Annotated in this window: 18 protein-coding genes and 1 pseudogene; 4 read left to right on the top strand and 15 right to left on the bottom strand. The window is 52.2% G+C overall.

Translation table 11 applies throughout. The features are described from left to right. Nucleotides 1-195 precede the first annotated feature (195 nt). Complete coding sequence (locus tag MKY82_RS04320; protein WP_220686572.1) at nt 196-1,473, top strand: NAD(P)/FAD-dependent oxidoreductase; 1,278 nt, start codon at nt 196-198, stop codon at nt 1,471-1,473. 502 nt (nt 1,474-1,975) lie between these two features. On the opposite strand, the gene MKY82_RS04315 is transcribed toward MKY82_RS04320, so the two are convergent. After that, nucleotides 1,976-3,238, bottom strand: a complete 1,263-nt coding sequence (locus tag MKY82_RS04315; protein WP_339295557.1) for an ABC transporter permease — start codon at nt 3,236-3,238, stop codon at nt 1,976-1,978. 14 nt (nt 3,239-3,252) lie between these two features. Further along, the gene (locus tag MKY82_RS04310) at nt 3,253-3,984 is read right to left on the bottom strand and encodes an ABC transporter ATP-binding protein (protein WP_194540891.1); all 732 of its coding nucleotides are present in this window, start codon (nt 3,982-3,984) and stop codon (nt 3,253-3,255) included. Between the two features lie 251 nt (nt 3,985-4,235). Here MKY82_RS04310 and MKY82_RS04305 point away from each other — a divergent pair, with 251 nt between their 5' ends. Then, nucleotides 4,236-4,700, top strand: coding sequence for a MarR family transcriptional regulator (locus MKY82_RS04305; protein WP_194540890.1), 465 nt, complete (start codon nt 4,236-4,238; stop codon nt 4,698-4,700). Nucleotides 4,701-4,766: 66 nt separating this feature from the next. Here MKY82_RS04305 and MKY82_RS04300 read toward each other — a convergent pair whose 3' ends face one another. From MKY82_RS04300 to MKY82_RS04245, 12 genes and pseudogenes are all read right to left on the bottom strand, one after another. After that, nucleotides 4,767-5,786, bottom strand: a complete 1,020-nt coding sequence (locus MKY82_RS04300; RefSeq protein ID WP_339296634.1) for a glycosyl hydrolase 53 family protein — start codon at nt 5,784-5,786, stop codon at nt 4,767-4,769. Nucleotides 5,787-6,107: 321 nt separating this feature from the next. After that, entirely contained in the window at nt 6,108-8,180 is a 2,073-nt protein-coding gene (locus MKY82_RS04295; RefSeq protein WP_339295556.1) for a beta-galactosidase, read from the bottom strand. Nucleotides 8,181-8,220: 40 nt separating this feature from the next. Further along, entirely contained in the window at nt 8,221-9,099 is an 879-nt protein-coding gene (locus tag MKY82_RS04290; RefSeq protein WP_113058259.1) for a carbohydrate ABC transporter permease, read from the bottom strand. A gap of 21 nt (nt 9,100-9,120) precedes the next feature. Further along, nucleotides 9,121-10,011: an ABC transporter permease subunit gene (locus tag MKY82_RS04285; RefSeq protein ID WP_113058258.1), complete on the bottom strand. Its 891-nt coding sequence runs from the start codon at nt 10,009-10,011 to the stop codon at nt 9,121-9,123. Nucleotides 10,012-10,184: 173 nt separating this feature from the next. Further along, complete coding sequence (locus tag MKY82_RS04280) at nt 10,185-11,870, bottom strand: sugar ABC transporter (protein ID WP_339295555.1); 1,686 nt, start codon at nt 11,868-11,870, stop codon at nt 10,185-10,187. A gap of 97 nt (nt 11,871-11,967) precedes the next feature. Beyond that, nucleotides 11,968-13,593 carry a response regulator gene (locus MKY82_RS04275; protein WP_339295554.1) on the bottom strand — a complete coding sequence of 542 codons (1,626 nt, stop codon included), beginning with the start codon at nt 13,591-13,593 and terminating at the stop codon, nt 11,968-11,970. Then, nucleotides 13,574-15,362: pseudogene (locus MKY82_RS04270) on the bottom strand (sensor histidine kinase). Before MKY82_RS04270 ends, MKY82_RS04275 begins: the two are co-directional and overlap by 20 nt. Nucleotides 15,363-15,617: 255 nt before the next feature. Continuing rightward, complete coding sequence (locus MKY82_RS04265) at nt 15,618-17,138, bottom strand: MDR family MFS transporter (protein WP_339295553.1); 1,521 nt, start codon at nt 17,136-17,138, stop codon at nt 15,618-15,620. A 170-nt stretch (nt 17,139-17,308) separates the two neighbouring features. Beyond that, nucleotides 17,309-18,940 carry an ABC transporter ATP-binding protein gene (locus tag MKY82_RS04260; protein WP_339295552.1) on the bottom strand — a complete coding sequence of 544 codons (1,632 nt, stop codon included), beginning with the start codon at nt 18,938-18,940 and terminating at the stop codon, nt 17,309-17,311. 4 nt (nt 18,941-18,944) lie between these two features. After that, nucleotides 18,945-19,475 (bottom strand): ECF transporter S component, encoded by a 531-nt coding sequence (locus tag MKY82_RS04255; RefSeq protein WP_071222298.1) that lies wholly within the window; start codon nt 19,473-19,475, stop codon nt 18,945-18,947. 182 nt (nt 19,476-19,657) lie between these two features. Beyond that, on the bottom strand, nt 19,658-20,416 hold the full coding sequence (locus MKY82_RS04250) for an energy-coupling factor transporter transmembrane component T (RefSeq protein WP_339221598.1): 759 nt from the start codon (nt 20,414-20,416) through the stop codon (nt 19,658-19,660). A 1-nt stretch (nt 20,417) separates the two neighbouring features. Next, nucleotides 20,418-20,999, bottom strand: a complete 582-nt coding sequence (locus MKY82_RS04245; protein ID WP_339295551.1) for a GNAT family protein — start codon at nt 20,997-20,999, stop codon at nt 20,418-20,420. A gap of 224 nt (nt 21,000-21,223) precedes the next feature. Here MKY82_RS04245 and MKY82_RS04240 point away from each other — a divergent pair, with 224 nt between their 5' ends. Beyond that, nucleotides 21,224-22,234 (top strand): alpha/beta hydrolase, encoded by a 1,011-nt coding sequence (locus tag MKY82_RS04240; protein ID WP_220686582.1) that lies wholly within the window; start codon nt 21,224-21,226, stop codon nt 22,232-22,234. A 101-nt stretch (nt 22,235-22,335) separates the two neighbouring features. Here MKY82_RS04240 and MKY82_RS04235 read toward each other — a convergent pair whose 3' ends face one another. Further along, nucleotides 22,336-22,641 (bottom strand): hypothetical protein, encoded by a 306-nt coding sequence (locus MKY82_RS04235; protein WP_071221900.1) that lies wholly within the window; start codon nt 22,639-22,641, stop codon nt 22,336-22,338. Nucleotides 22,642-22,828: 187 nt separating this feature from the next. Here MKY82_RS04235 and MKY82_RS04230 point away from each other — a divergent pair, with 187 nt between their 5' ends. After that, complete coding sequence (locus tag MKY82_RS04230; protein WP_194540881.1) at nt 22,829-23,314, top strand: GAF domain-containing protein; 486 nt, start codon at nt 22,829-22,831, stop codon at nt 23,312-23,314. Nucleotides 23,315-23,363: the final 49 nt, after the last annotated feature.

Below are 23,363 nucleotides of genomic sequence, written 5' to 3'. Positions count from 1 at the left end.
AATTGGACGACGCATCTAATATTTCTGATTAAAGCATAGGCGACATCATATTACAATATCTTGTAATTTCTCTTTCGAAGCCCGGGTAAACTACATCCTATGTCCTATTCATGAGGTTTGGGATAATTCGCAAAAATCCTATATAATAAGATTCATCTATTAATTGATATACCCCCAAAGGAGCTATGAGCAAACATGCTTGAATATGATATTATTGTCGTCGGCGGCGGACCTTCCGGATTGATGTCCTGTGTTGCGGCAGGGGAAAGAGGAGCTTCCGTTCTACTGATTGACAAAGGAGATAAACTAGGCCGTAAACTTGGCATATCGGGCGGCGGAAGATGCAATGTGACGAATGCCAAAGAACAGGATGAATTGATTGCCAACATCCCGGGAAACGGCCGTTTTCTATATAGTGCTTTTCAGCATTGGAACAATAAGGATATCATGTCTTTTTTCGAGGGCCTTGGCATTCGCCTCAAAGAAGAAGACAATGGGCGCATGTTTCCTGTGACGGATAAAGCCTCCAGTGTCGTGAATGCCTTGATTGGCAAAGTGAAGGAGCTCGGTACCGACATCCGGACAAACAGTCCGGTGAAAAAAGTTCTCTATGAGAACGGCCGAACGGCCGGGATCGAACTGAAATCCGGGGAAGTGATCAAGTCTTCCTGCGTGATCATTGCAACCGGCGGACAGTCTGTACCGCAAACCGGTTCGACGGGGGACGGGTATCCTTGGGCTGAGGCGGCAGGACATACGATCACGGAGCTGTATCCAACCGAAGTGCCTATCGTCTCCACCGAGCCTTTTATTGCCTCTAAAGAGCTGCAAGGTTTGTCACTGCGGGATGTGGAGCTCTCCGTCTGGAATCCGAAAGGAAAAAAAGTGATTGCCCACCGGGGAGATATGCTGTTCACCCATTTCGGGGTGTCCGGTCCGATCGCGCTGCGCTGCAGTCAGTTCATCCGCCAGGTGCAGCGGAAGTTTGATATCGTAAATGTGGACATGGCCATCGATATGTTCCCCGATCGCTCTCAAGCTGAGCTTGAGGCCGATCTCAAAGGACGGCTGGAGGATGAGCCGAGAAAAAGCATCAAAAACGTGCTCAAGGGCATGCTGCCGGAACGAATGATCCCCCTGCTGCTATCCAAGTCCTCCATCGACAGCGACATGATCTGCAGCGGTATCTCCAAAACGGCGCTGACAACCTTTATCTCGATTCTAAAAAAGTTCACGTTCCGCGCGTCGGGCACCCGTTCGCTGAAGGAAGCCTTCGTGACAGGCGGCGGCGTCAGCCTCAAGGAAATCCAGCCCAAAAGCATGGAATCCAAGCTGATGCCCGGCCTCTTCTTCTGCGGTGAAATTCTGGATATTCACGGATACACCGGCGGTTACAATATTACGGCCGCCTTTGCGACCGGTTATACGGCAGGCAAGCATGCTGCCGAAGCAGCAGCGGTATGTAAATCATAAGAAAAACGTCGATCGACGTACTTTCACAGATGACAGACCGCAGTTAGATGAGGTTTTTCTTGCGATATCAGGAAGTCACTAGCTTCGAAGTTTATACTTTCTGATATCTATAAGAAAAACGTCGATCGACGTACTTTCACAGATGACAGACCGCAGTTAGATGAAGTTTTTCTTGCGATATCAGGAAGTCACTAGCTTCGAAGTTTATACTTTCTGATATCTATAAGAAAAACGTCGATCGACGTACTTTCACAGATGACAGACCGCGGTTAGATGAGGTTTTTCTTGCGATATCAGGAAGTCACTAGCTTCGATGTTTATACTTACTAATATCTATAAGAAAAACGTATATCGACGTACTTTCACAGATGACAGACCGCGGTTAGATGAGGTTTTTCTTGCGATGTCAGGAAGTCACTAGCTTCGAAGTTTATACTTTCTGATATCTTGAATAAAAGCGCGCTGTATGCCCATCCCTTGGAGCATTCCAGCGCGCTTTTTATTATTCTTGCGGGTGTCTCTCCTCTTTGTAGACCGGCCAAGACATAAGCGATGGCGCAAGCATGACTGCCAGCACAGTCAGTGCAAGCACGGCGAGCCATCCCATTCCCCCTTGCAAAAGCGTTAGCCCAGCCACGAGCGAATAAAGAAATGCGGGAAGAGCGAGCAAGGTTCGGACCGCGAGGACGCCAGCCGTACGATGCTGCTGATTCGTAAACGGGAGCACCTGCATAAACTCGGCTTTGGCGAACACCGCCCATCTTGTATTCAGCCAATACGACATCATCAATACCAGAGCAAGGTATACGATGATTTTGATGATCGGCGGCGGCAGCCAGACAGCCGGAATGCCGACCAGCGTAATCTGAATGTACAATAACAAGCTCTCAGGGTGGCGCAAAATCGCCTTTAACCCCGCATCGGCCAACCTCTTCTCCACTGTACCTTTGAACAATCGGCCGGACTTGCGCATAAACCAGGTCTTGCTTCGTACACTTGGTGGTTTGCCGACGGCTTGAACGAGCAGCTTCTCCGTCAACTGGACCCTTGTCTTCGCATCCTCACGCGCATCTGCGATGAAGGTTCCTTGCATGGCAAGCCGCTTGCGGCTAAGAAGAAACAGCACCATAAGCAGAATCAAGGCAGCTGCCCACAATACAGCATAGGACTCAAGCCAAAATGTAACAAGCAGCGCTAACAGTCCGAATGAGAGCCAGCGTACGAGATAAGTCATTCCATGTTTCCGCCAGCCTTTATAGCTGGAGCGAATCATAGCGGTTAATAAATTCGCGCACCAGGCGCATAGAGCTGTCATCATCAGCAAGGTCACCAGGGCAATGCCGGTTATCTCATGTTCCCTGACCAGAATTGGCAGCGCAAGCACTGTAACGACCAATCCCTTGATCGCTGAGACCGTATGACTGTATGCCATGCCCCTGATCATTAACCCCTTCATCCAGCCTCGCTGCTGGCGAAGAAACAATACGTCAGCCTCTTCCAGGAACAGCAGCACTCTGCCTGAGAACATAAAGAGCAGAAGACCTACCACCGCCTGCAGCGGAAAGAACTGGGCCCATCCGGGAAGCGGGCTCGTCCATAACTCGCGGTAGAGCCCGCCTCCCAGCAGCAGACCCGGAACAATGATATACAGCATTACGATCCAGTCGACCACGGTTGCCAGATTGTCGCGTTGATTCTTCCAATGAGCGGTCACCCTTCGCCAAAAGAGGGCGCCCGGATGGCTAAAATGATAGGATCGATCCATGTCCATTCCCTCCCTCATGTCAGCGCATCGAAGCAATCAAACAACGATGCGCCGGGAAGATCAGCGGCCTGGCGGATTTGATCCAACGTGCCCTCCGAGGCAATCCGGCCTGCGGATATGAGCACAAAGCGATCGCAAATTTTCTCTGCAGTATCCAGCACATGGGTGGACATCAATACGCCGGCTCCACGACTTCTCTCCTCAAGCAGCAGATTCAAGAAATCTCGGGTGGCTCGGGGATCCAATCCAATAAACGGTTCATCTACAATATAGACGTCCGGCTTGGAGAGAAATCCGATCATCAGCATCATCTTCTGCTTCATTCCTTTGGAGAAGCCTCCCGGCAGTTCATTGCGCACCGGCTCCATTCCAAACTGACGGAGAAGCTGATCGGCCTGTCTCTCGAAATGTTCATCATCCATTCCAAATGCAGCAGCCGCCAAATCCAAATGCTCCCACAGCGTCAAATCCTCATAAAACACCGGCTGCTCGGGAACGTAAGCATATCGGGGAGGCTGACCTGCAATAAAGACGTCAGCTTTACTATCTTTAAGCAGCCCCAGTACCGTCTTAATGGTTGTGCTCTTTCCGGCTCCATTCGGACCGATCAACCCCAGCAGTTCGCCGGGTGCCACTTGAAACGATATATCCCGTATGCGCGGGCGGCCTGGTTCGTAACCCGCCTGCTGAATATCCACCTTCAGTACCGGTTCGGTACCCCATTCATTCTCTTGAATCTTATGCATCCTAACACCCCATCCGTTAATCCTTATCTCAGTATTACGCAGATGGACAAAGATTCGTTGCATTTAGCAAAACATTCATTTAAATCCCTCTGATTCCGGCTTATCGAGCTGGAGGTGTAGTTGATACGAGCGGAGAATGAAAATGTTTCGGCCGGATTGTGACAAATCACATGTTGAATTTACTCATTTCAGCGTAATCTTAGATTTGAAGTAATTCAGGACATGAGTCCATATCAAAGGCGGGAGAATGTATGAAGGTGTCACATGAACGCGATACACAGCTTGCTATGCACCTGTATCGGGTGTTTGCCAAGTCATTCAAGAGCGTCAACGAACATGTCGTGAATAACAGTAAAATCGAAGGCTTTAATCCAACTTCATTTGCCGTAATGGAAGTACTGTTCTATAAAGGCCGCCAGCCCATCCAGCAGATCGGGGCACAGCTGCTCCTGCAGAGCGGAAACGTAACCTATGTAGTTGATAAGCTTGTTGAAAAAGGTTATGTGCGCCGCAAACCCTGTCCCGAGGACAGAAGAGTCATTTACGCCGAGCTGACTCCGCCCGGAGAGCAATTAATGCAGAAGCTATACCCCCTGCATGAACGTCACATCGAGCATGCCCTGGGTGGATTGGATGAGGAAGAGAAACATCAACTCATTGGGCTTCTGAGTAAAATGGGGAAACATGCGGAACAGGTACAAATCGTGCGCCAGTAGAGCTGACAAACAAAGAGAAGAACCCTTTCTCCTTCTCGGAATCAGGGTTCTTCTTGTTAAATACACTCAGTCTTTAAAGCCTTCCAAGGCAATAGTCGGCTTCCCGTCCGCCTGCCAGGCTCCCTTGTTGTATCCCGCATTGTATCCCGGCGCTGCTTCAGGCTCCCAGTAGAACACGCCCAGCCCCGTACCTCCCGCTAAGCCTCTTACCTTGGTCTTAATGCTCTGGATAAAGCTCTTGGCTGCCGCGGGCTGATTGTAATCCATGCCGATTTCGCTGATCATGATGCTTTTCCCATATCTGGCGGTCATGTCTTTGGCATTGGCAATCGTTTGATCGACCTTCGATGACCAATCGCCTGCTTCCGGGTACAGCGACATGCCGATAATATCAAAGTTCGCGCCGTTGCTGATCAAGCCGCCAATGTTCCACTTGAACAATTCATTGTCGTAGCCATTCGATAAATGAACGATCGTCTTGGTCTGGCTGCTGACGGACTTCACTGCATTATGCCCCGTATTGACGAGCCAGGCGTAATTCTTCATGTTCGCCGAAGCTTTGCCATCCTCCCACAGCATCCCGTTGTTGGTTTCGTTGCCGACCTGTACCCAATCCGGCGTCACGCCCTTATTCTTCATGGTGTTCATCACATAGACGGTATGGGAATAGACCGCATCCATCAGCTGCTGAAAGGTAAAATTACGCCAGGCATACGGCTTGTTCTGCTGTCCCGGGTCCGCCCAGGAATCGCTGTAATGCAGCGTAAGCATAATGCTCATGCCTTTATTCTTGGCACGCTGGGCCAGCTCGGCGGCTTTTTCCGCATTCAGATAGCCGTTCATGTAATCATTCATATTGGGATTGACCCAGACTCGAATCCGGGCGGAATTGATCTGGTAATCGTTCTTCAGAATGTCCAGAATATCGCGCTGAACCCCTGTCTTGTCCTTCCACTTATATCCTTGAGCTTCCATACCGGAAACCCAGCTGATGTCCGCTCCTTTTGCAAAAGCAGGTGCCGCCTCGGCGGAGCCGTTACCCGTAAAGCCAAACGATAACGCAAGCATCGATACGCATAGAAACATCCTGAACCAAACTCCTTTCGCAACTTCAGTCATCATGATACCTCCTTGGTTTTCGTTCACTGCGCAAGTGACTCCCCTATTGTAAGCGCTCTCCAAATGAAGCCACAGGGCATAATGCCAACATTTCCGGTCCTTTTCCAAACAAAATGAACCCCGTGCGCAAGAGGGCGAAATGTCAGATCCGGTGCGGATAAGACGATCCTATGGTATAGACAAAAGAGCTACGCTGTATATGAAGCAAGGACAGGCACCGTACGAAGGCACCTGTCCCTGGAAGAGGCATGTTGTGAAACGAATCGGAGCATCGAAAGCTAAGGCGGCTTACGAACTCCCGCCTTTTATGATCACCTTCACTCCATAAGGAGCCAACACAAGTTCAGCCCCTATGGCTTCGCCTGAAATAAAATCGCTGTACCGGGTTCCGTCCAGCGTGACCCGCTTCGCTTCGCCAGTGAAGTTCATCACGAAAATGTAGTCCGACTCTCCATCCGTACGAATGGAGGAGCTTACGCCCGAAGGCAGCTCCACTGGAAGCGCCCGAAGGACGCCAGTCTGTTCAACAAGCTTCTTGTAAAAATCGGAATGAAACGGCTCCTTGTTCCGGGAGGCAATATAATAGGCCCGGCCCTTCCCCAGCTGATTGACCGTCAAGGCAGGCCGTCCCGCATAGAAATCGGAAGAGTAAACGGCCAGCGCCTCCGCCGTCTCCAGATGAATGAGGTCGCAGAGCTCAATGGCTTCATAAGCTTTGGCCAAGCCAAGCCCCCCTCCGTCATTCGTTACGATCCCATTGACATCGTGATCATGCAGAGCATCGATTTCTTCCGACCATACGCCGAGCGTCTTACGGAGGGGGCCCGGAAATCCGCCAAGGAAGCAAAGGTCAAACTCGTCGACGATTCCCGACCAATACGTTGCAACAAACGTGCCGCCCGCTTCCACAAATTGTTGAATCCGCTCGCCCACGCCTGGGCGCACCATATACAGCATGGGCGCTACCAAAAGTTTATATCCGGAGAAGTCCTGCTCCATATCGATGACGTCGATCGGGACTCCCAACTTCCATAAAGCCCGGTAATGCTCTTGCACGGTCTCTTCATACTTGACTCCCTTGTTCCGCGGACCCTGCGCATCGTTGATGGCCCAGCGGTTCTCCCAGTCAAAAATGACCGCCGCTTCCGCCGGAATGCCCGTTCCTACAACGGCATCCATCTTCTTGAGATAGTCCCCGACCTCGGCCACATCGCTGAACACCCGGGTGTGTTCATGACCGACATGATCGACGACGGCGCCGTGCAGCTTCTCGCTCGATCCCCTGCTCTTGCGCCATTGAAAATATTGCACCGTATCCGAACCATGGGCAACGGCTTGCATGGAAGACAGCAAATGCATACCCGGACGCTTCAGCTTGCTCACCGGCTGCCAGTTGGTCAGACTTGGCGTGCTCTCCATCAGCATCCAAGGCTGTCCGCCTTTGATCGAGCGGATAATATCATGCATCATGGCAACGCGGGCTGCCTGCACGGCCTCATCCCCGCCCTGATCATGCCAGGTCGGATAGCTGTCCCAAGATACAACGTCCAGCAGATCAGCGAACTTCCAGTAATTCAGACCTTCAAAATATTCCATCAAATTGGTCGTAACCGGAAGGGATGGATTGACCCTCCGGAGGGGTTCAATTTCATGCCGGATGAAATCCGCCGTCTGATCGGTTACAAACCGTCTCCAATCCAGGTTCATTCCATGGACCTGCGTCTCACCGTGCGGTGCTGGGGATTCGATCTGGCTCCATTTCGTAATCGTGTGACTCCAGAACGCAGTCCACCAGGCATGGTTCAGCTCATCCAGCGTTCTATACTTTGTCTGAAGCCAGGAACGGAACGCGTCCTGACAGTAGTCGCAATGGCAATCGCCGCCAAACTCATTCGAGATATGCCAGCCGATTACAGCTGGATGATTGCCGTACCGCTCCGCAAGCTTCCTGTTGATCGTATGGACCTTCTCCCGATAGACCGGCGAAGTATAACAGTGATTATGCCGGAAACCGTGCAGGTTACGGACCCGTCTCTCGCTTACGCGCAGCACCTCGGGATACTTCTCCGACATCCAGGCCGGTCTTGCGCCGCTTGGCGTTGCCAGAAAAGCATAAATTCCATTGGCGGCAAAGCGGTCCAATACGGCGTCAAGCCAATCAAACGTGAACACGCCTTCCTCGGGCTCCAAGGAAACCCATGAAAATATGCCAACGGACATCACATTGCAATTCGCCAGCTTCATCAGCCGGATATCCTCTTCGAGGACTTCGGGATAACGGAGCCATTGCTCCGGATTATAATCAGCTCCATGCAGCATGTGCGGAACGCGCGAGCTAATCGGATTAAACGTTCGTTTCATAGTAGGTTAAACCTCCTGTTTCCTGTTATGTTTGCATCTCTTATTCTTTGACAGAGCCCAGCGTCATCCCTTTAACGAAAAAACGCTGCAAAAAAGGATAGACCAGCAGGATGGGCGCCGCGCCGATAAAGATCTGTGCGGCATTCACCGTCGTCTGGGACAACAGCTCCATCTCTTTCGGGCTCATGCTCATCGAGCTCATGTCTCGCTGGATAATAACCGTCTGCAGGAAGGTCGCCAGCGGGAAGTCCTTGGCATTGTTCAGGTATAGCAGCCCGTCAAACCATGAGTTCCAATGGAACACCATGCTGAACAGCGCAATCGTGGCAATCGAGGGCAGCGAGATCGGCAAATAAATTTTAAACAGCGTTTTAAAATGGCCGGCTCCATCAATGAAAGCTGCTTCCTCCAGTTCTTTCGGAATCCCCCTGAAGAAGTTCAGCATCAGGATCACCAGAAATGTATTCACGGTGCCGGGAATGACCAGCACCCAGAAGGAGTTGATCAAGCCCAGCTTCTGAATCACGATATAGAATGGCACCAGGCCGCCATTAAACACCATGCTGAACACAAACAGCCAGGAATAAATACTGCGGCTGCGGAAGACGCGGTTCTCCTTGGACAGCGGGTATGCAGCCAGGAACGTTACGGCAAGCGTTAGAGCCGTTCCTAATACGGTACGCGCAATGGAGATCCAGATCGAGTGCAAAAACGCCGGGTTATTGATCGTTTTCTTGTAAGCCTCCAGCGAAAAATCGACCGGCCATAATCCCACCAGACTGGCGTCGGCAGCGGCTTTGGAGCTGAACGAAATCGCCAGCACATGAAGCAGCGGAATGATGCAGAGAATGGCCAGCGCGACAAGTAAGCAGGTATTAAACACGTTAAATATGCGGTATTCCATCGTTTTATGGTACATGGCTCTCCCTCTTTCGCTCTGCTAGAATATACGGTAGCCCGCCCACTTGTAGGCCAGCCGATAGGATACGAGAATAAGGGCCATGCTGATCACCGATTTAAACAAGCCGATGGCCGTTCCAAACCCCATCTCGCCATTCAGGATTGCTGTACGGTATACAAAGGTATCGATAATATCGCCTTTCTCGTATACCAGCGGATTGTACAGGTTGAAGATTTGGTCAAACCCGGCATTCAGGATGTTGCCCAGCGCCAATGTTCCGACAACGATCGTGATGGGAATCATGGCAGGGATCGTGATATGAAGCGTTTGCTTCAGGCGTCCCGCTCCATCCATCTCCGCAGCTTCGTACAAGGTCGGGCTAACACCGGCCAGCGCAGCCAGGAATACAATCGTATTGTAGCCAAACTCCTTCCACACGTCAGACACGATCACCGTGAACCGGAACCAGTTATTGTCTCCGAGAAAAAAGATCGGATCGATGCCGACGGCCGCCAGAATCCGATTGGCAAAGCCGTCCACGGCGAGCATTTCGATCAAAATTCCGCCCAGGATGACCCATGACAAAAAGTGGGGCAAATACACCATCGTCTGGATGCTCCGCTGAAGCGCCGTTTTTCGAATTTCATTCAGCAGGATGGCAAACACGAACGGAATCAGCAGATTGAACACGATTTTCATCACCGCGATGACCAAGGTGTTCCATATGACCTGCATGCTGTCCTGCCTTTCAAACAAATAACGGAAATTGTCCAAGCCCACCCATGCGGAGCCGCCAACGCCCTCCCACGGCTTATAGTCCTGAAAAGCCATAATGATGCCGCCCATCGGCAAATAACTGAATAAGAACAGACAGATAAGGGCCGGCAGCAGCATGACGTGGAAAGGCCATGTTTTTTTCATCCTCTTCATCCAAGATCCTCCCGTTAAATCAATCTACCTCTTGATTATAGGACCCGTCCCACGGGACGCAGTAGCCCACAAAACCAATATTCATGGCACGATAGCAATCAATTTGCGGCGGCTCCAATGGCACAAAAAGGACGGCCTTTGGCAGGCCGCCCTTCATAAATCGGTAACCAAAACTACTTCACGCTTTGATACCATTCGTTAACCTCTTTGGTGATCTGTTCACCGCCTCCCGCTTTCCACGTCTCTACAAATTTATCAAACGATTCAACCGGCTGCTTGCCGTAAATGATCTCGTTCAGGGTTTGATTCTCGATCTTCAGGAGATAATCCCACTTCGATTTCATGGTGGCGGTAACCGGTCCCGTAAACATGTTCTTCTTGGAGATCTCCTCTTGGGAGAGGAGCACCTCGGCAGCGGCCGGCGTATCCTTGCCATAGTTGACCGCGACATCTTTTTCGAGACGGCTCTCCGGCTTCTCCCCTTTTGCCAGCTTCAGCAGCGCCTTCATCTGCTCGTCCGGAATCCGGGCACCGTCGCGGACCAGCAAATAACGGACGACATTGACATAACCGCCTTCGATTTGATCGTTCGGAACCATTTCGCCATTGGCATCGAGCTCGAAGTCATAGCCTTCGAACAGTCCATTGGCAAATTCGCCGCCTTCCTTGGACACGGCAAAGTTATCAAACAGGTAGTTCTGATACGTGAAGAAAGCTTCAGGATGCTCCATGTCTTTATGGATCAGGGTAACGCCATTTGTATACTGCGTTCCATGCCGCATCGCAGTGCCATCAGGACCAGCCGGAATTTGCACAGGCTTCCAGACGGCTTCCGGCGCATTCTTCACGGTATCGATCAGCGGCCAGCCGCTCATCCAATAGGGCCCCGGAATGATCCCGGCCGTTCCGGCTACAGCCGGCTCGGCAGTCTTATTCTCATCCCACAGTGCGGCTTCCTTCGGAATATACCCTTTATTCATCCACTCGTTCAGCTTCGCCAAGCCTTCCTTCATGCCTGGATGGACCGAGCCATATTCCAGGCTTCCGTCCTCAGCCACGTTCCACTGCTGCGGCAGCGTTCCGTAAGCGCCGAATATCCAGGACGGATCGCCCATCCAGGTGCTCATGGACGTTTTGAAGCCAATGCTGAGCGGGGTGACTTTGTCCGGGGCTAGACCGGAAGGGTTCTGGTTCTTGAAGGCCTCCATCACCTGCTCAAGCTCATCCATCGACTTCGGTGCGCTCATCCCCAGCTTGTCCAGCCAATCCTGCCGGATCCATAATACATAGTCGTGATTATAGGCAAAATCCAGTACCGGAAGCCCCATTCGCTTACCGTCCCGGCTGTACTGATTCCACACATTGGAATCCAGATTCATCGCGTTCTTCCACGTTTCCGATGCATACTGGTCAAACAGCGTGCCTACCTCGGCAAACATGCCGGAATCGATTAAATCCTGGGCCAGCTGCTGATTTTCGGTGCCGAGCGTGACGATATCCGGCATCTCCTGTCCGGAGGACATAGCCAGACGCAGCTTGGTTGCAAAAGCGCCGTTGGTATCCGTAATGGACCACAGCGATTTGATGTTGATGCCGAACTTCTCCTTGGCCCACTTCGTAGCCACGTTGTTCTCGATCGTTTCCCCATTCTTGAATTGCAGCGTTGGATCGACGCCCCACACCGTCGTAATCGTAACTTCCGGATCGTATTTGTCTTTGTAGACGTTTTCAGTTTTGGATTCGGCTGGCTGCTGTGCCGATTCCGGCTTCGGCTCGCTCCCGGAGCATCCGGCCAAGGATCCGGCCAGCAACAAGGACGCGGCCAGGATCGGGAACCATTTCTTTCTTCTAGCGTTCATATCTAAATCCCCCTTCTACCACCTTATGGATTACATGTTTAATTATAGAGGGGCCGGCAGTCGCATCCTATGTCACGAATCGAAGATTTCTGCACCTTTAGCAACATCCTTGGTCTCTGTATTCGTTCGGCGTCATCCCGTAGTGCTTCCGGAACATCTTGCTAAAATACTGCGGGTTCTGGTAGCCAAGCTCAGCGGTAATTTCATAAATCTTTTTGTTTGTATGCTTCAGCAGGTATAACGCCCGCTCCATTCGCTTGCGGATAATATAATCGCCAAGTCCCTCTCCGGTTTCACTCTTATAAATCTTGGATAAATACACCGGATGCAGAAATACCCGGTCCGCAATCGTCTTGACGGACAGGTCATGACCCGAATCGGCAGTCACCATCTCCTGAACCTGTTTGATGATATGGCTTTTGCTCGTTGTCTCCTGCTCGGAGGAGATATCATGAAGTTTGTTCAGCATATCAAGCGACCAGGAACGCAGCTTCGCAGCCGACTGAACCACCTGCTGAATATACAGGGGATCCCAGCCGGCCTGATCGAGCTGATGAACGTAATGGCCCTGCTTATGAGCCAGGTACATAAAGGCATTCGCAACCGATAAAAACATTTCATACAACGCCGTCTGCCCAATGAATGCGGTTTCAAGCCCTGCAAAGACTTGTTCTATTTTGTCCCGGGCGGCATCCCACTGCCTTGTCTCCAGCAGATGCAGCAGACTGGGCGGTTTGGCAAAAGCCTGGGTCACGTCCCATACAGGCTCACGTAGCCGGCCATCATGGTCTTCAGCAAACCGGATGGCTTCATGATCTCCGTTTCGCCAGAGGTAAAGCGAGCTTAATCCCGACCGGTAAACGGATGCCAATTCCTTCGGAAAATCAAAGGAGGCCGACACGAGAACTGAAATGCTTCCCTTCAGATAGCTGTCCACATCCTGTTGAAACTGGATTACATACTGTTTCAATGCGCGGGAATCCGCGAATGGATTCATTTCTTCAACCTTGGACTGAGCTAACAGAATCAAGCCGTTATGCGGCGTTTTGCTGGACCATACATGGAGCAGCTCGGCAAATACCTCCTCCGCAATATTACCGATGGCATATTCCATCAGGCTGACCGAATGTTCGTCCATCCTTGTAAATTTCTGCCCGAGCTGGATCAGCAGCATGACCGTCCGCCGGTCTGTTCGGAGCGGGATCTCGTATTCATGCAGCTTGTGTTCGAGTGAAGGGCGCGGGATCTCGCGTCCAAGCAAGAGATCATGCATGAGGCTGTTTCGCAGAATGCCGAGATCCGATTTGCGGCTGTACATCAACTGATGGTACTGCCCAAGCTCCTTCCGCTCCTCCTTGATTGACGCCAAGGCGGAGCTCACGCTGCGTATGAATTCATCATCGTCCACCGGCTTCAAAATGTAATCGGATGCCTGCAGCCGAATCGCCTGCTTGGCATATTCAAAATCCGAATAACCCGTAAGCAAAATGCAGCGGATATGCGTCCAGCGCTCGGTTATGGTCTCCATCAGCTCCAGGCCGGTCATGACCGGCATCCGAACATCCGTGACCACCACATCGATGTCCTCCTCCTCCAGCAGGTCGATCGCCTCCAAGGCGGAAGAAGCCTGATACACTTCTTCAATATCCAGCTCACGCCATGGTATCGTCTGATATAAACTTTCCGTGACATAACTCTCGTCATCAACCAATAAGATATTCATTCATTCCCTGCCCCCTGCCCTGACTTTGATTGATTCCTTCCGAGCGATCCGGCAGCGGCCAATAGAGCACAGCCCGTACGCCGCCCTGCGGAGATTCCGCAAACCGCAGGCCCGCTTCTTCGCCATAACGCAGCCGCATGCGCTGGTGAACATTCCAGACGCCGCATCCCATCTCCTGATCCATCGGCTTGTTCAACCGAGCCTCCAGCTCGGCCAGCTTCTGCCCGTTCATGCCTATTCCGTTATCGTCCACTTGGATGCAGGCCATGCCGTCCAGAATTCGGAAGGTTACCCTGATCTCGCCATCACCCGAATGAGGTTCAATGCCATGCAGTACGGCATTCTCTACCAAAGGCTGAATGACCAGTGGCGGGATCTCCATGCCTTCAGCTTCTTCCGTCAAATCGAGATGATATTTCAGACGCCTCATTCGCATCTGCTGTATTTCCAAATAATGCGTAACGAACTCCATCTCATCGGGCAAGGGAACCAGTTCCCTTTCCTGACGCGTGGTATAGCGGAAATACCGGGACAAGTTGTGCGACATCGCCACGACGGCTTCGTATTTCCGAAGCTTCGCCATACTGGTGATAAACGAGAAACAATTATAGAAGAAATGGGGATTGATCTGGGACTGCAGCTGCTTCAGCTTCGCTTCCCTGACGTGGATCTTCTCCATGTATACATGCTCGAACAGCTCCTGGATCTGCTCCACCATTGAGTTGAATCTCGTAGCCAGAAAACTGAACTCGTTTCGGCCCGATACCTTCATCCTCACCGCGTAATCCCCGGCCTGCAGCCTGCGGAACACATAAACCAACTGCTTGATCGGAACCTGGACCTGGGAGTACAGCAGGTATGCGGCGAGGCAGCTCATCAAGAGCAATGCGGCGATCGATATATAAAAGAGCCTGTTGGACGTATGGATCGGCTTCATAATGTCCGATAGCGGAATATAGTCTATCAAATACCATCCGGTCGTTTCCGATAATACGATGCTGACCGAATAGGTTTTGCCGCCCACTTCCTTCACGCGGTTCTCCACGTCTTGAAGCGGCTCCCGACCCAGCTCCGCAATCATATGGTTAATCAGTTCCTGGTCCGCGGTACGGTTGTAAATAACGCCGGTATCCGGTTTATAGTAGAACGGATCGCTCCTTCCGTCGCTTTTAAAGGTCCAGCATATCCTGAATGTTGGTGCTGTCGAATTCAACCTTGATCACAGTATTCGCCTTGCCTGTATGATGCTGGGTGGAATACGGTGCCACCGAATACCAGACAAACAGGAACCGCCGATCGCTCCCCTCATCATAAGAAGTAACCTGCCAGCCCGGCTTCACGTCCTCCGCAAGCTCTTCTGGCGAGTAAAAGCCGGCATCACTTTCGGTGACCACCCGCCCAAGGGACGGGGAATAAATGGCCAGATGGCTGCGCCAGTTCGAAGAGCTCTCCTGTATGCTCAGCTTCGTCTGGATCTGCTTCACGAGGTTAATCGCGTCCAGGTTCAGATATTTATCCTGCAAATAAATATCCCGAAAGCTTGAAATATCCGGGTCATGCAGCAGCAAATTCGGCCACGATGCCAATATATCGATATTGGTGTTCACCTGATTCTGAAAGAAGACGAGCTGGTTCGTATTCGATTGGCTGAGCTCCTTGCTGAGCACGTTTGTCGTGGTTTGGTTCGAATAGAAATAGAGGCCGACAATCGGAATCAACATCAGGAAAATAAACAGCATGATTTTTCGGAACAGATTAAATTTGGACATACATCGGCAGCCCCTTGGGTTTATGTAGTATGAGAAGTTCATTTATAGAGCGAAATATGTTTATTATATCGGAGTTCACTCTGCACCGTGTAGGGCATATTAGCAAGATTTCAGACACTTTCGAAGCGATTGTTGCGAAATGCGTTAGCGTCCGCAAAGAGTTGCACTAAACAAGAAAACAGGATCCCGGCCTGAGAGACCGGGATCCTGTTAAATATGCTATGAAAAAATATATACCTTACATGAGTCCATCCATCAATGGCCTGACGGCTGCGTCTCTTCCGTTCCCGTCTCGGGTTCAGGAGGCGCATTGCGGAAGGCGGCCACGATCAGCATACAGATCACCGCCATCACGGCCATCACCACAAACAGGGAATTCAGGCTGCCCTCCAGTATTCCGCTCAGCAGGCTGCCTGAACCTTCGGGCAGTTCAGCCATGCCATGCGGAGAGAGCAGCTTATTAATATCGTCGCTGGTAATGCCTGCGGCATCCGGCTCCGCCGCAAGTCTGCCCGCAATTCCCGCATTGACCCATAATCCGAACACCGCTACGCCCACGGTCTGACCGAACGTGCGGATGAAGGAGTTCAGCGCCGTGGAAGCTCCCCGGACCTCATAACCCACCGAAGATTGCGCGATGATCTGAAACAAGGTGGAGATATATCCGAAGCCGACCCCATAAATGAACGTAAAGACCAGCAGCACGCCCAGCGCCGTATCCTTATGCATGAACGCCAATCCCACCGCCCCGATGATTAGAAATACGACGCCGATAATCGCCGTTTTCCGGGATCCGGATTTAATGATCAAGCGCCCGCTGATAATCGAACCGATCAGCCATCCGATCGACATCGGGGCTAATGTCAGGCCCGACAAGGTCGCGTTGCCGCCCCGAACCCCTTGAATCCACAGCGGCAAATACGTGGTCAGCCCGATAATAAGCGCGCTTACCAGAATATTGGCTACCGTCGATACCGTAATATCCCGGATCTTGAACAGATGGAGCGGCAGCATCGGCTCCTTCACCCTGCTCTCCACCACCAGAAACGCAGCGAGCAGCACCACGGAACCGATCATCAAACCGAGCATGAACGGAGAAGTCCAGGAATAGCTCTCTCCGCCTCCTACCGCGAGCGCAAACAACAGCGCCGTCATTCCCACGGTAAACAGGGCCGCTCCCCCGTAATCGATCGATACTTCCCGGGTGGTGCGCTCCTCTTTGAAATAACGGAAAATCAGCCATATCGATAACAGCGCAAACGGTACATTAAAAACAAAGATCCAGTGCCAGGACAGGTAATCCACGAAATACCCGCCAAGCAGCGGTCCGATCAGAGAAGAGATTCCCCATACGGAGCTGATCATCCCCTGAATCTTCCCTCGTTCTTCCAGATTGTAAATGTCTCCGACAATCGTAAAGGTCACCGGAATAACCGCACCGGCCCCAATTCCTTGGATTGCCCTGAATATGATCAGCTGCGTCATGTTCTGCGACAGGCCGCACAGCAATGAGCCTACGAGAAAGATCAGCGAACCGTATAAAAATACGGGCTTGCGTCCATATAAATCGCTTATTTTACCGAAGATCGGCGTTGTTACCGCCATCGTCAGCAGGTAGGCCGTAAAAATCCAGCTCATGAGGCTTACGCTGCCGAAGGTGCTGATAATGGCCGGTCCCGCCGGGCCGACTACCGTTCCTTCGATCGCAGCCATGAAGGTGGATAACAAAATACCGACCAGGACATAACTGCGTTTGTCTTGTTTTAATACACCCACGTTCCTTCGTCCCCTTTTCTCTAGACAGCCCCGGCATGATTCCAGTCCCTGCTGTATCAGGTTTCCGATTTGTGTCCTTCTGATAAGGATAAAAACCGGGGCCAACAGCATAAAAGCGCCTCCCGATACCAGGAGCGCTTTCACATCATGTAACATTTCTATTATAAGGGTTACAACGAAGGTTGCACAGTCATTTTCCCGCTTCGCAGATGAATAAAGGAAGTGGCATGTCTCTTCATGAGCTCGGGATCGTGCGTAATCATCAATATGGCCGAACCTTCCCCAATGACAAAACGGCACAGCTCGATCACCTTATCGATGGCGGCATAGTCCATCCCCGACGTCGGTTCGTCCAGGATGTACAGCGCTCTTTGCAGCATCAATTGGCTGATGATGCTCAGAAGGCGCTTCTCCCCCTGACTGAGCAGGTAGGGAGACATTTGAAGCCGATCCGTAAGTCCCGCTTTCTCCAAAAGAAACCTAGCGCGCTGCTGCTGGCCAGCAGCCAGCTCCGGACGCTTCTTCACGGACACCCCTCCATGAAGACTGTAAATCAGTTCCTCCCACACATTCGGGGCGGTAAACATATATTCCGGCTGCTGGAACACATAGCCGATCATCTCGGCTCTGCGGTAGACGGCCATTCCCTTCGTATCTTCCCCTTGCCAGCGTATGCTGCCTGCCGGGGCCTGCAGCAGTCCCATGATCAGTCGGCTGAGGGTCGTTTTGCCGGACCCGTTCTCCCCGGTCAGCAGCACCCAGTCGCCGGGATCAATCTTCGCATCGATATCGCGCAGCGCCTCCCGGCCGCCGGGATAGGCAAACGTCAGCGAATCGATCTGGAGCAGCGGGGAGACGGCAGACAGCCTCGCGCCTTCCGCATGGGGTACCGCCGCAGGCACGTCACCTGCGGGGATCGGTACTTCCGCACGGGATACCGATGCAGGCAGGGAACCTGTGGGGATCGGCACTTCCGCACGGGGTTCAGCCGACTGCGGAGGAGTTGCCGCCGGGACAGGCTTGTCCCCGGCGGCGGCACCCGCTGCCTCGCCTGCAGGCCGAGGCAGCAAGCCCAGCTGCACCAGCTGCTCCCCGCAGCGGTGCAGCAGCTCCTCCGGCGGCCCGTCGAGCACGACGGTGCCGCCGTCCAGGACGATGACGCGCCCTGCGGCGCGCGCGACATCGTCAAAGCGGCCGGACGCGGTGATCAGCGTCCGGCCCTCCGCCTGCAGCTTGCGGCACAGCTGCAGGAAGTTCGCCTGCGCCGCGGCATCCAGGCTGGCGCAGGCGTCGTCGAAGACGAAGAGCCGCGGGCGCAGCGCCAGCACCGCGGCAATGGCCGTCCGCTGCCGCTGTCCGCCGGACAGGCTGCGCACCGGATCCATCCGGCGCTCCAGCAGCTCGACCGCCGTAAGGGACTGCACCACCCGCTCCTCAATCTCAGCGGGTGAAACCCGCATATTTTCAGGACCGAAGGCCGCCTCGTCCTCTACGATGCCCTGAACGAGCTGTGCATCCGGATCCTGAAATAATACCCCTATCGCCTCGGCCACCTCGGCAATCGGCGCCGTGGCGGGATCGAAACCATTAAGCAGCACTTCCCCAGTTCTTGTACCTCCGCCGCTCCGCGGAAGAAGACCGCACAGCAGCTGGCACAGCGTTGACTTCCCGCTGCCGCTTGCCCCGAGGATCGCGACCCACCCGTTCTGCTCGATCTCCAGATGGAGATCCTGTATAACCGGGCGCTCTTCTCCATCGTAAAGAAATCCGAGGTCCCGGCATGTTACCGTTGATCCCGACATGGAACTATCCCTTTACGGCGACGGCAAACCGGCGAAGCAGGCCTGTCTTCACTAACGCCTCTCCTAACACTTTGGTTAACAGACCGCAGAGGAGCACGCCGCTCAGAATGCGCACGACCAGCGCAATACCAAGCACTTCAAGCGGCCAAGACGTATATCCGAACATGTTGGCCGCGAACAGAAACCACAGCGGTACCATCGCGCCGCCAACCAGCATGAGCACGCCGGCACTCCACTTTTTGTGGCGGTAGATGGCAAAAATCGTCTCGGCTACGATCATATAACAGCCTGCTGCCACAAAACACGAAGCGATGCCGTATACCGTCCCCGTCAGAGCCTGAATCGTGCCGCCAATCGCAAACGTGACAACCGCCGTTCCCGGTTTACGAATGATGTAATAGGCCAAGAGCCCATATACCATGTAGATGCCTGTTGTCGTCGAAGTTGCGATGGGCCCGCCAAGACTGCTCAGCAGTTTGTTAACCGGCCCTATGTACACCGTTAGAACGGCATTGACGGCAGCGAGCATCGCCATCAGGATAATTTCCTGGGTCGTAAAAGCAAACCATTTTTTTGGAGATGATGATGTATTCAAATGTAGTCCTCCTTAATTCCAGCCATGATTGGCTGTACTAGCACTTTCGGATGCTTCATTTCATATTTTGCATGCTTCCGCCCCAATCGTCAACCTTATTTTGAATATAAAAGGTTAACAATTTAAACAATCCACCACACAAAAACCGTTGCTAACACATACATGACAGCCGATATGACCGCCCATAAAGGAATGTTAACCTCCATACGGTACGTTCGTTCCGGATACGCGCCAAAGCCTTTGGACTCCATGGCACCCGCCGTTTGCTGCACGCGCCGCAGCGCATTGAGCAGAACAGCCGAGACAAACTTCAAGCCATAGCTGATGCGGTTACCGAGGCCCCTTGGTGGTCGATGGCCCCGTACCTGCTGGGCAGCCAAAATATGGGTTCCCTCTTCCTCCAACAGCGGGATAAAGGTTAGCGCAGCGGATATGCCAAACGCAAACCGGTAAGGGATTCGAAGACGTCTGGTCAATTCGGCTACCAGTTCTCTCGGATCTGTCGTCAAAATATAAGCCATCGAGGTTAGAAACAAGGTAAACATCCGGAGCGTCATGGCACCCGCAGCGTTTAGCGCCTCCACTGTCAAGGAGATGGGTCCCCACTGCAGCCATACGGTCTCTCCTTTGACCGTCAGGCTGGTCAGAATGAAATAGGGTACTGCAACAATCGCAATCAGCCGGATCCCTCCAAGCAGCCGCTTGCCTGACACCTGGCCTGCAAATCGGGCTTGTCCAATGCATAACAGAAAGAATAACGCCTGCTGCCAGGCTTGATCAAGCAGCATGGCTATCACAGCGGTGCAAAATAATATCACCAGCTTGCTTAATGGATCATATCGATGAAGAAGCGTGTTACCCTTCTCATATTGAATCAGCAAATTACAACTCCTGCCTTTCTATCGACCTTGCCCAATCTTTTCTTAACCGTGAAAAAACGACGGCATCCACATAACCGCTTGGCGTATGGCGATAATCTCTTAAGACGCCTTCGCGCGTATAGCCGATCCTCGTAAACCAACGGCATGCCCGTTCATTTCTCGAATCAACAAAAGCTTCAATCCGGTTTAGTCCCATGGACGTATACCCAAATGCCGCAGCCATTTCGGCCGCCTCCGACATAAAGCCCTGCCCCCAAAAAGCGCTTGTGAGCTCACAGCCGAACTCGCCTTTGAACGCGCCATCCAGCTGCCAAATATTGAACCCGCAGCTGCCGATCAATTGGCCTGTGTCGATGGCTTCGATGCCCCAGCGGATGGCCTCGTCCTGCTCGGCAAGCAGATGCAGCCAATGAATCAAAGCCTTTGCGTCCTCAGCCGAATACATGGCGGGCAAATCCAGAAAAGCGGTCGTATTCGGATCGGACCAGCAGCGGAACATCGCTTCCGCATCATCCGTCTCCAACCTGCGCAGCCGTATTCGCCGGCCATTCATTTCCGGAATGATTCCCTTGCAGACATACATGGTTTTTGCACCTCCTTGCAAAAAATCCGACTTGTATCGGCTGTTTCCGGTGATACTATGTCGTGTATAAAAGAGTATAGCGAATATTTAACCCGCGTCCTGGTCATCCTTCAGTATCTTTAGAAGCTGGATGTATCTATATTGATGGATTCGGGAGGCTTCCGTCAATATGCATGTTACAGCCCCGTTGAACAGTACCGAAGAAGGAGGAAAGTCATCTGAGTATGAATATCGCGATTATCTTGCTGTTCACCGTCGTTATCATTCCCGCTGCCATTACACAAATCGGATATCTGCAGATTACAAGGATGAGAGTAAAGAACGATCTTAGGCTGTTCACCGTTCTGGAAAAAGCCGGACTGTACAGCAGAGAGCAATATGAGTCCCTTCAGAAGAACGAAGTCGTCATCACAAGTTTTGACGGTTTAAAGCTGTGCGGCGCAGCCATTGAGAACAATCCCGGCTCCAAGCATTGGATGCTTCTCGCACACGGCTATACCGGATCCCGAGCGGTATCCACCCAATTCATCGATTTGTTCACAGAAGAGGGCTACAATGTCCTTCTCATCGACCAACGCCGCCATGGGCGAAGCGAAGGACGTTATACCACATACGGCTATTATGAGAAACACGATGTGCAAGCGTGGGTACGCTGGCTTACTCGGCAGTATGGCCAGGATGTGGCCATCGGGCTTCATGGTCAATCGCTGGGAGGCGGGACCGTGCTTGAATATTTGTCCATTGCCGAGCCGCAGGTCAAGCTTGTCATCGCCGATTGTCCGTATTCCGATTTGACCGATTTAATGCGGCATCAGCTTACACGCATTAACAAAATCCCTTCGGTGCCGTTCCTGTCTTGGGTCAATGCCAGAATACGGCGCAAAGCCGGGTTCAGCCTCGATCAAGTCAGTCCGATCCGTGCTGTTCGGAACAGTACGCTCCCGGTTATGTTTATCCATGGAACCAAGGATAATTACGTGCCTACCCGAATGAGTATCGAGATGTTTGAGGCCAAACCGGAACCAAAAAAACTTCTTCTTATCGAAGGCGCTATCCATGCAAACGCTTATCACGTTGATCCCAAGCAATATCGGGAAAGCGTGCACTCTTTCCTTCGTGAACATATAGATCAACCCGTAAGAGCACCGCAGGTGGACGCTGAACGAGCATCACAGCCGGATACGGAAGCTGCGCCTTTCCAGCTGGAGTTGGACGGCTCACTTGAAACGATATAGACCGGAGCTGATACTTCATATCCCTTCAAAAAAGCCCCCGCCTGCACGCGTAAGAACCAGCGTGAGTCGGGGGCTTCTTCTAATGTTATGCTGTTATCTGCCTACGCCATGGAGTCTGCCTTCTTCGGATTTACCGGTTTAAGCACTTCATCACAAAGCTCCTTAAGCCTGCTCTGGATTTCCTTGAATTCCTCGATCCCGGCTCCAGTGAGACTGTATCCTTCCCCGTGAGCCGTCAGAAAGTTCTCCTCGGTCAAGCGTTCGAGCTCATGCTTAACCTCCCGGTCGCCAACCTTATATCCATGGCGCTCCAGCTCGGGCTGCATCTCGCTGATCGTTAGGTCCCGCTCATGGGCGTGATAGAGCATGTGAATACCGATAAACAAATTCTGTACGTCTGCCCGCATTAAGGTCTCTCCCTCCATCTGATTAAAATTAATACCTGGTCATGTCATACATTACCCTTGCGCCTGGAAGAGGAATCAGCCGGATCCTTTTGATGCTTCTCTTCTCCGTGGCTTGTCCCTTGACGAATATCATATACTTATACTAAGGTCATAAAACCAAGCGAATAAAGGAAGGACGGAAATCCACATGTTTCAAAACACACCCTATGAAGGCACCCGGAGCGAGCAATACACCCAGGTCCTGAACCAGTTAAAAGCACTTATACACGATGAGCCCAATGCCATTGCCAATTTGTCCAATGCCTCTGCGCTCCTCAAGCAGTTTTTATCGGATACGAACTGGGTCGGCTTCTATCTCTATGATGGCAAAGAACTGGTGCTCGGGCCGTTCCAAGGACTGCCCGCTTGCATTCGGATTCCGATGAATCGTGGCGTTTGCGGCACGGCTGCGGCTGAACAGACGACACTGCTTGTTCCCGATGTACATGAATTCCCCGGGCACATTGCCTGTGATGCAGCTTCGAACAGCGAGATTGTCGTTCCGATAATGGTGGATGGAGCATTGTATGGCGTTCTCGATATCGATAGTCCGCTAAAGAACCGTTTCGACCAGGAGGACCAGGCTTTTCTGGAGGAGTTTGTCCATATATTGGAGGGCCAACTCACTTTATAATCAGGATGTTTTCACGTATTCTTCCGTACACTAACCAAGGATTTGAAAC

The sequence above is a fragment of the Paenibacillus sp. FSL W7-1279 genome (assembly GCF_037969845.1).
In the GTDB taxonomy this organism is placed as follows: domain Bacteria; phylum Bacillota; class Bacilli; order Paenibacillales; family Paenibacillaceae; genus Paenibacillus_AQ.
Note: the sequence above shows the minus strand (reverse complement) of the source record. Positions and strands in the feature narration are given on the sequence as shown.

Bases quoted from the DNA above. Each gene is read 5' to 3' on its own strand.
- MKY82_RS04280 (WP_339295555.1), bottom strand. From the start codon at position 11,870: ATGAACGCTAGAAGAAAGAAATGGTTCCCGATCCTGGCCGCGTCCTTG.
- MKY82_RS04320 (WP_220686572.1), top strand. From the start codon at position 196: ATGCTTGAATATGATATTATTGTCGTCGGCGGCGGACCTTCCGGATTG.
- MKY82_RS04315 (WP_339295557.1), bottom strand. From the start codon at position 3,238: ATGGATCGATCCTATCATTTTAGCCATCCGGGCGCCCTCTTTTGGCGA.
- MKY82_RS04310 (WP_194540891.1), bottom strand. From the start codon at position 3,984: ATGCATAAGATTCAAGAGAATGAATGGGGTACCGAACCGGTACTGAAG.
- MKY82_RS04300 (WP_339296634.1), bottom strand. From the start codon at position 5,786: ATGTTTCTATGCGTATCGATGCTTGCGTTATCGTTTGGCTTTACGGGT.
- MKY82_RS04295 (WP_339295556.1), bottom strand. From the start codon at position 8,180: ATGAAACGAACGTTTAATCCGATTAGCTCGCGCGTTCCGCACATGCTG.
- MKY82_RS04235 (WP_071221900.1), bottom strand. From the start codon at position 22,641: ATGCGGGCAGACGTACAGAATTTGTTTATCGGTATTCACATGCTCTAT.
- MKY82_RS04305 (WP_194540890.1), top strand. From the start codon at position 4,236: ATGAAGGTGTCACATGAACGCGATACACAGCTTGCTATGCACCTGTAT.
- MKY82_RS04245 (WP_339295551.1), bottom strand. From the start codon at position 20,999: ATGTATGTCTGCAAGGGAATCATTCCGGAAATGAATGGCCGGCGAATA.
- MKY82_RS04290 (WP_113058259.1), bottom strand. From the start codon at position 9,099: ATGTACCATAAAACGATGGAATACCGCATATTTAACGTGTTTAATACC.
- MKY82_RS04285 (WP_113058258.1), bottom strand. From the start codon at position 10,011: ATGAAGAGGATGAAAAAAACATGGCCTTTCCACGTCATGCTGCTGCCG.
- MKY82_RS04260 (WP_339295552.1), bottom strand. From the start codon at position 18,940: ATGTCGGGATCAACGGTAACATGCCGGGACCTCGGATTTCTTTACGAT.
- MKY82_RS04255 (WP_071222298.1), bottom strand. From the start codon at position 19,475: ATGGCGATGCTCGCTGCCGTCAATGCCGTTCTAACGGTGTACATAGGG.
- MKY82_RS04230 (WP_194540881.1), top strand. From the start codon at position 22,829: ATGTTTCAAAACACACCCTATGAAGGCACCCGGAGCGAGCAATACACC.
- MKY82_RS04240 (WP_220686582.1), top strand. From the start codon at position 21,224: ATGAATATCGCGATTATCTTGCTGTTCACCGTCGTTATCATTCCCGCT.
- MKY82_RS04275 (WP_339295554.1), bottom strand. From the start codon at position 13,593: ATGAATATCTTATTGGTTGATGACGAGAGTTATGTCACGGAAAGTTTA.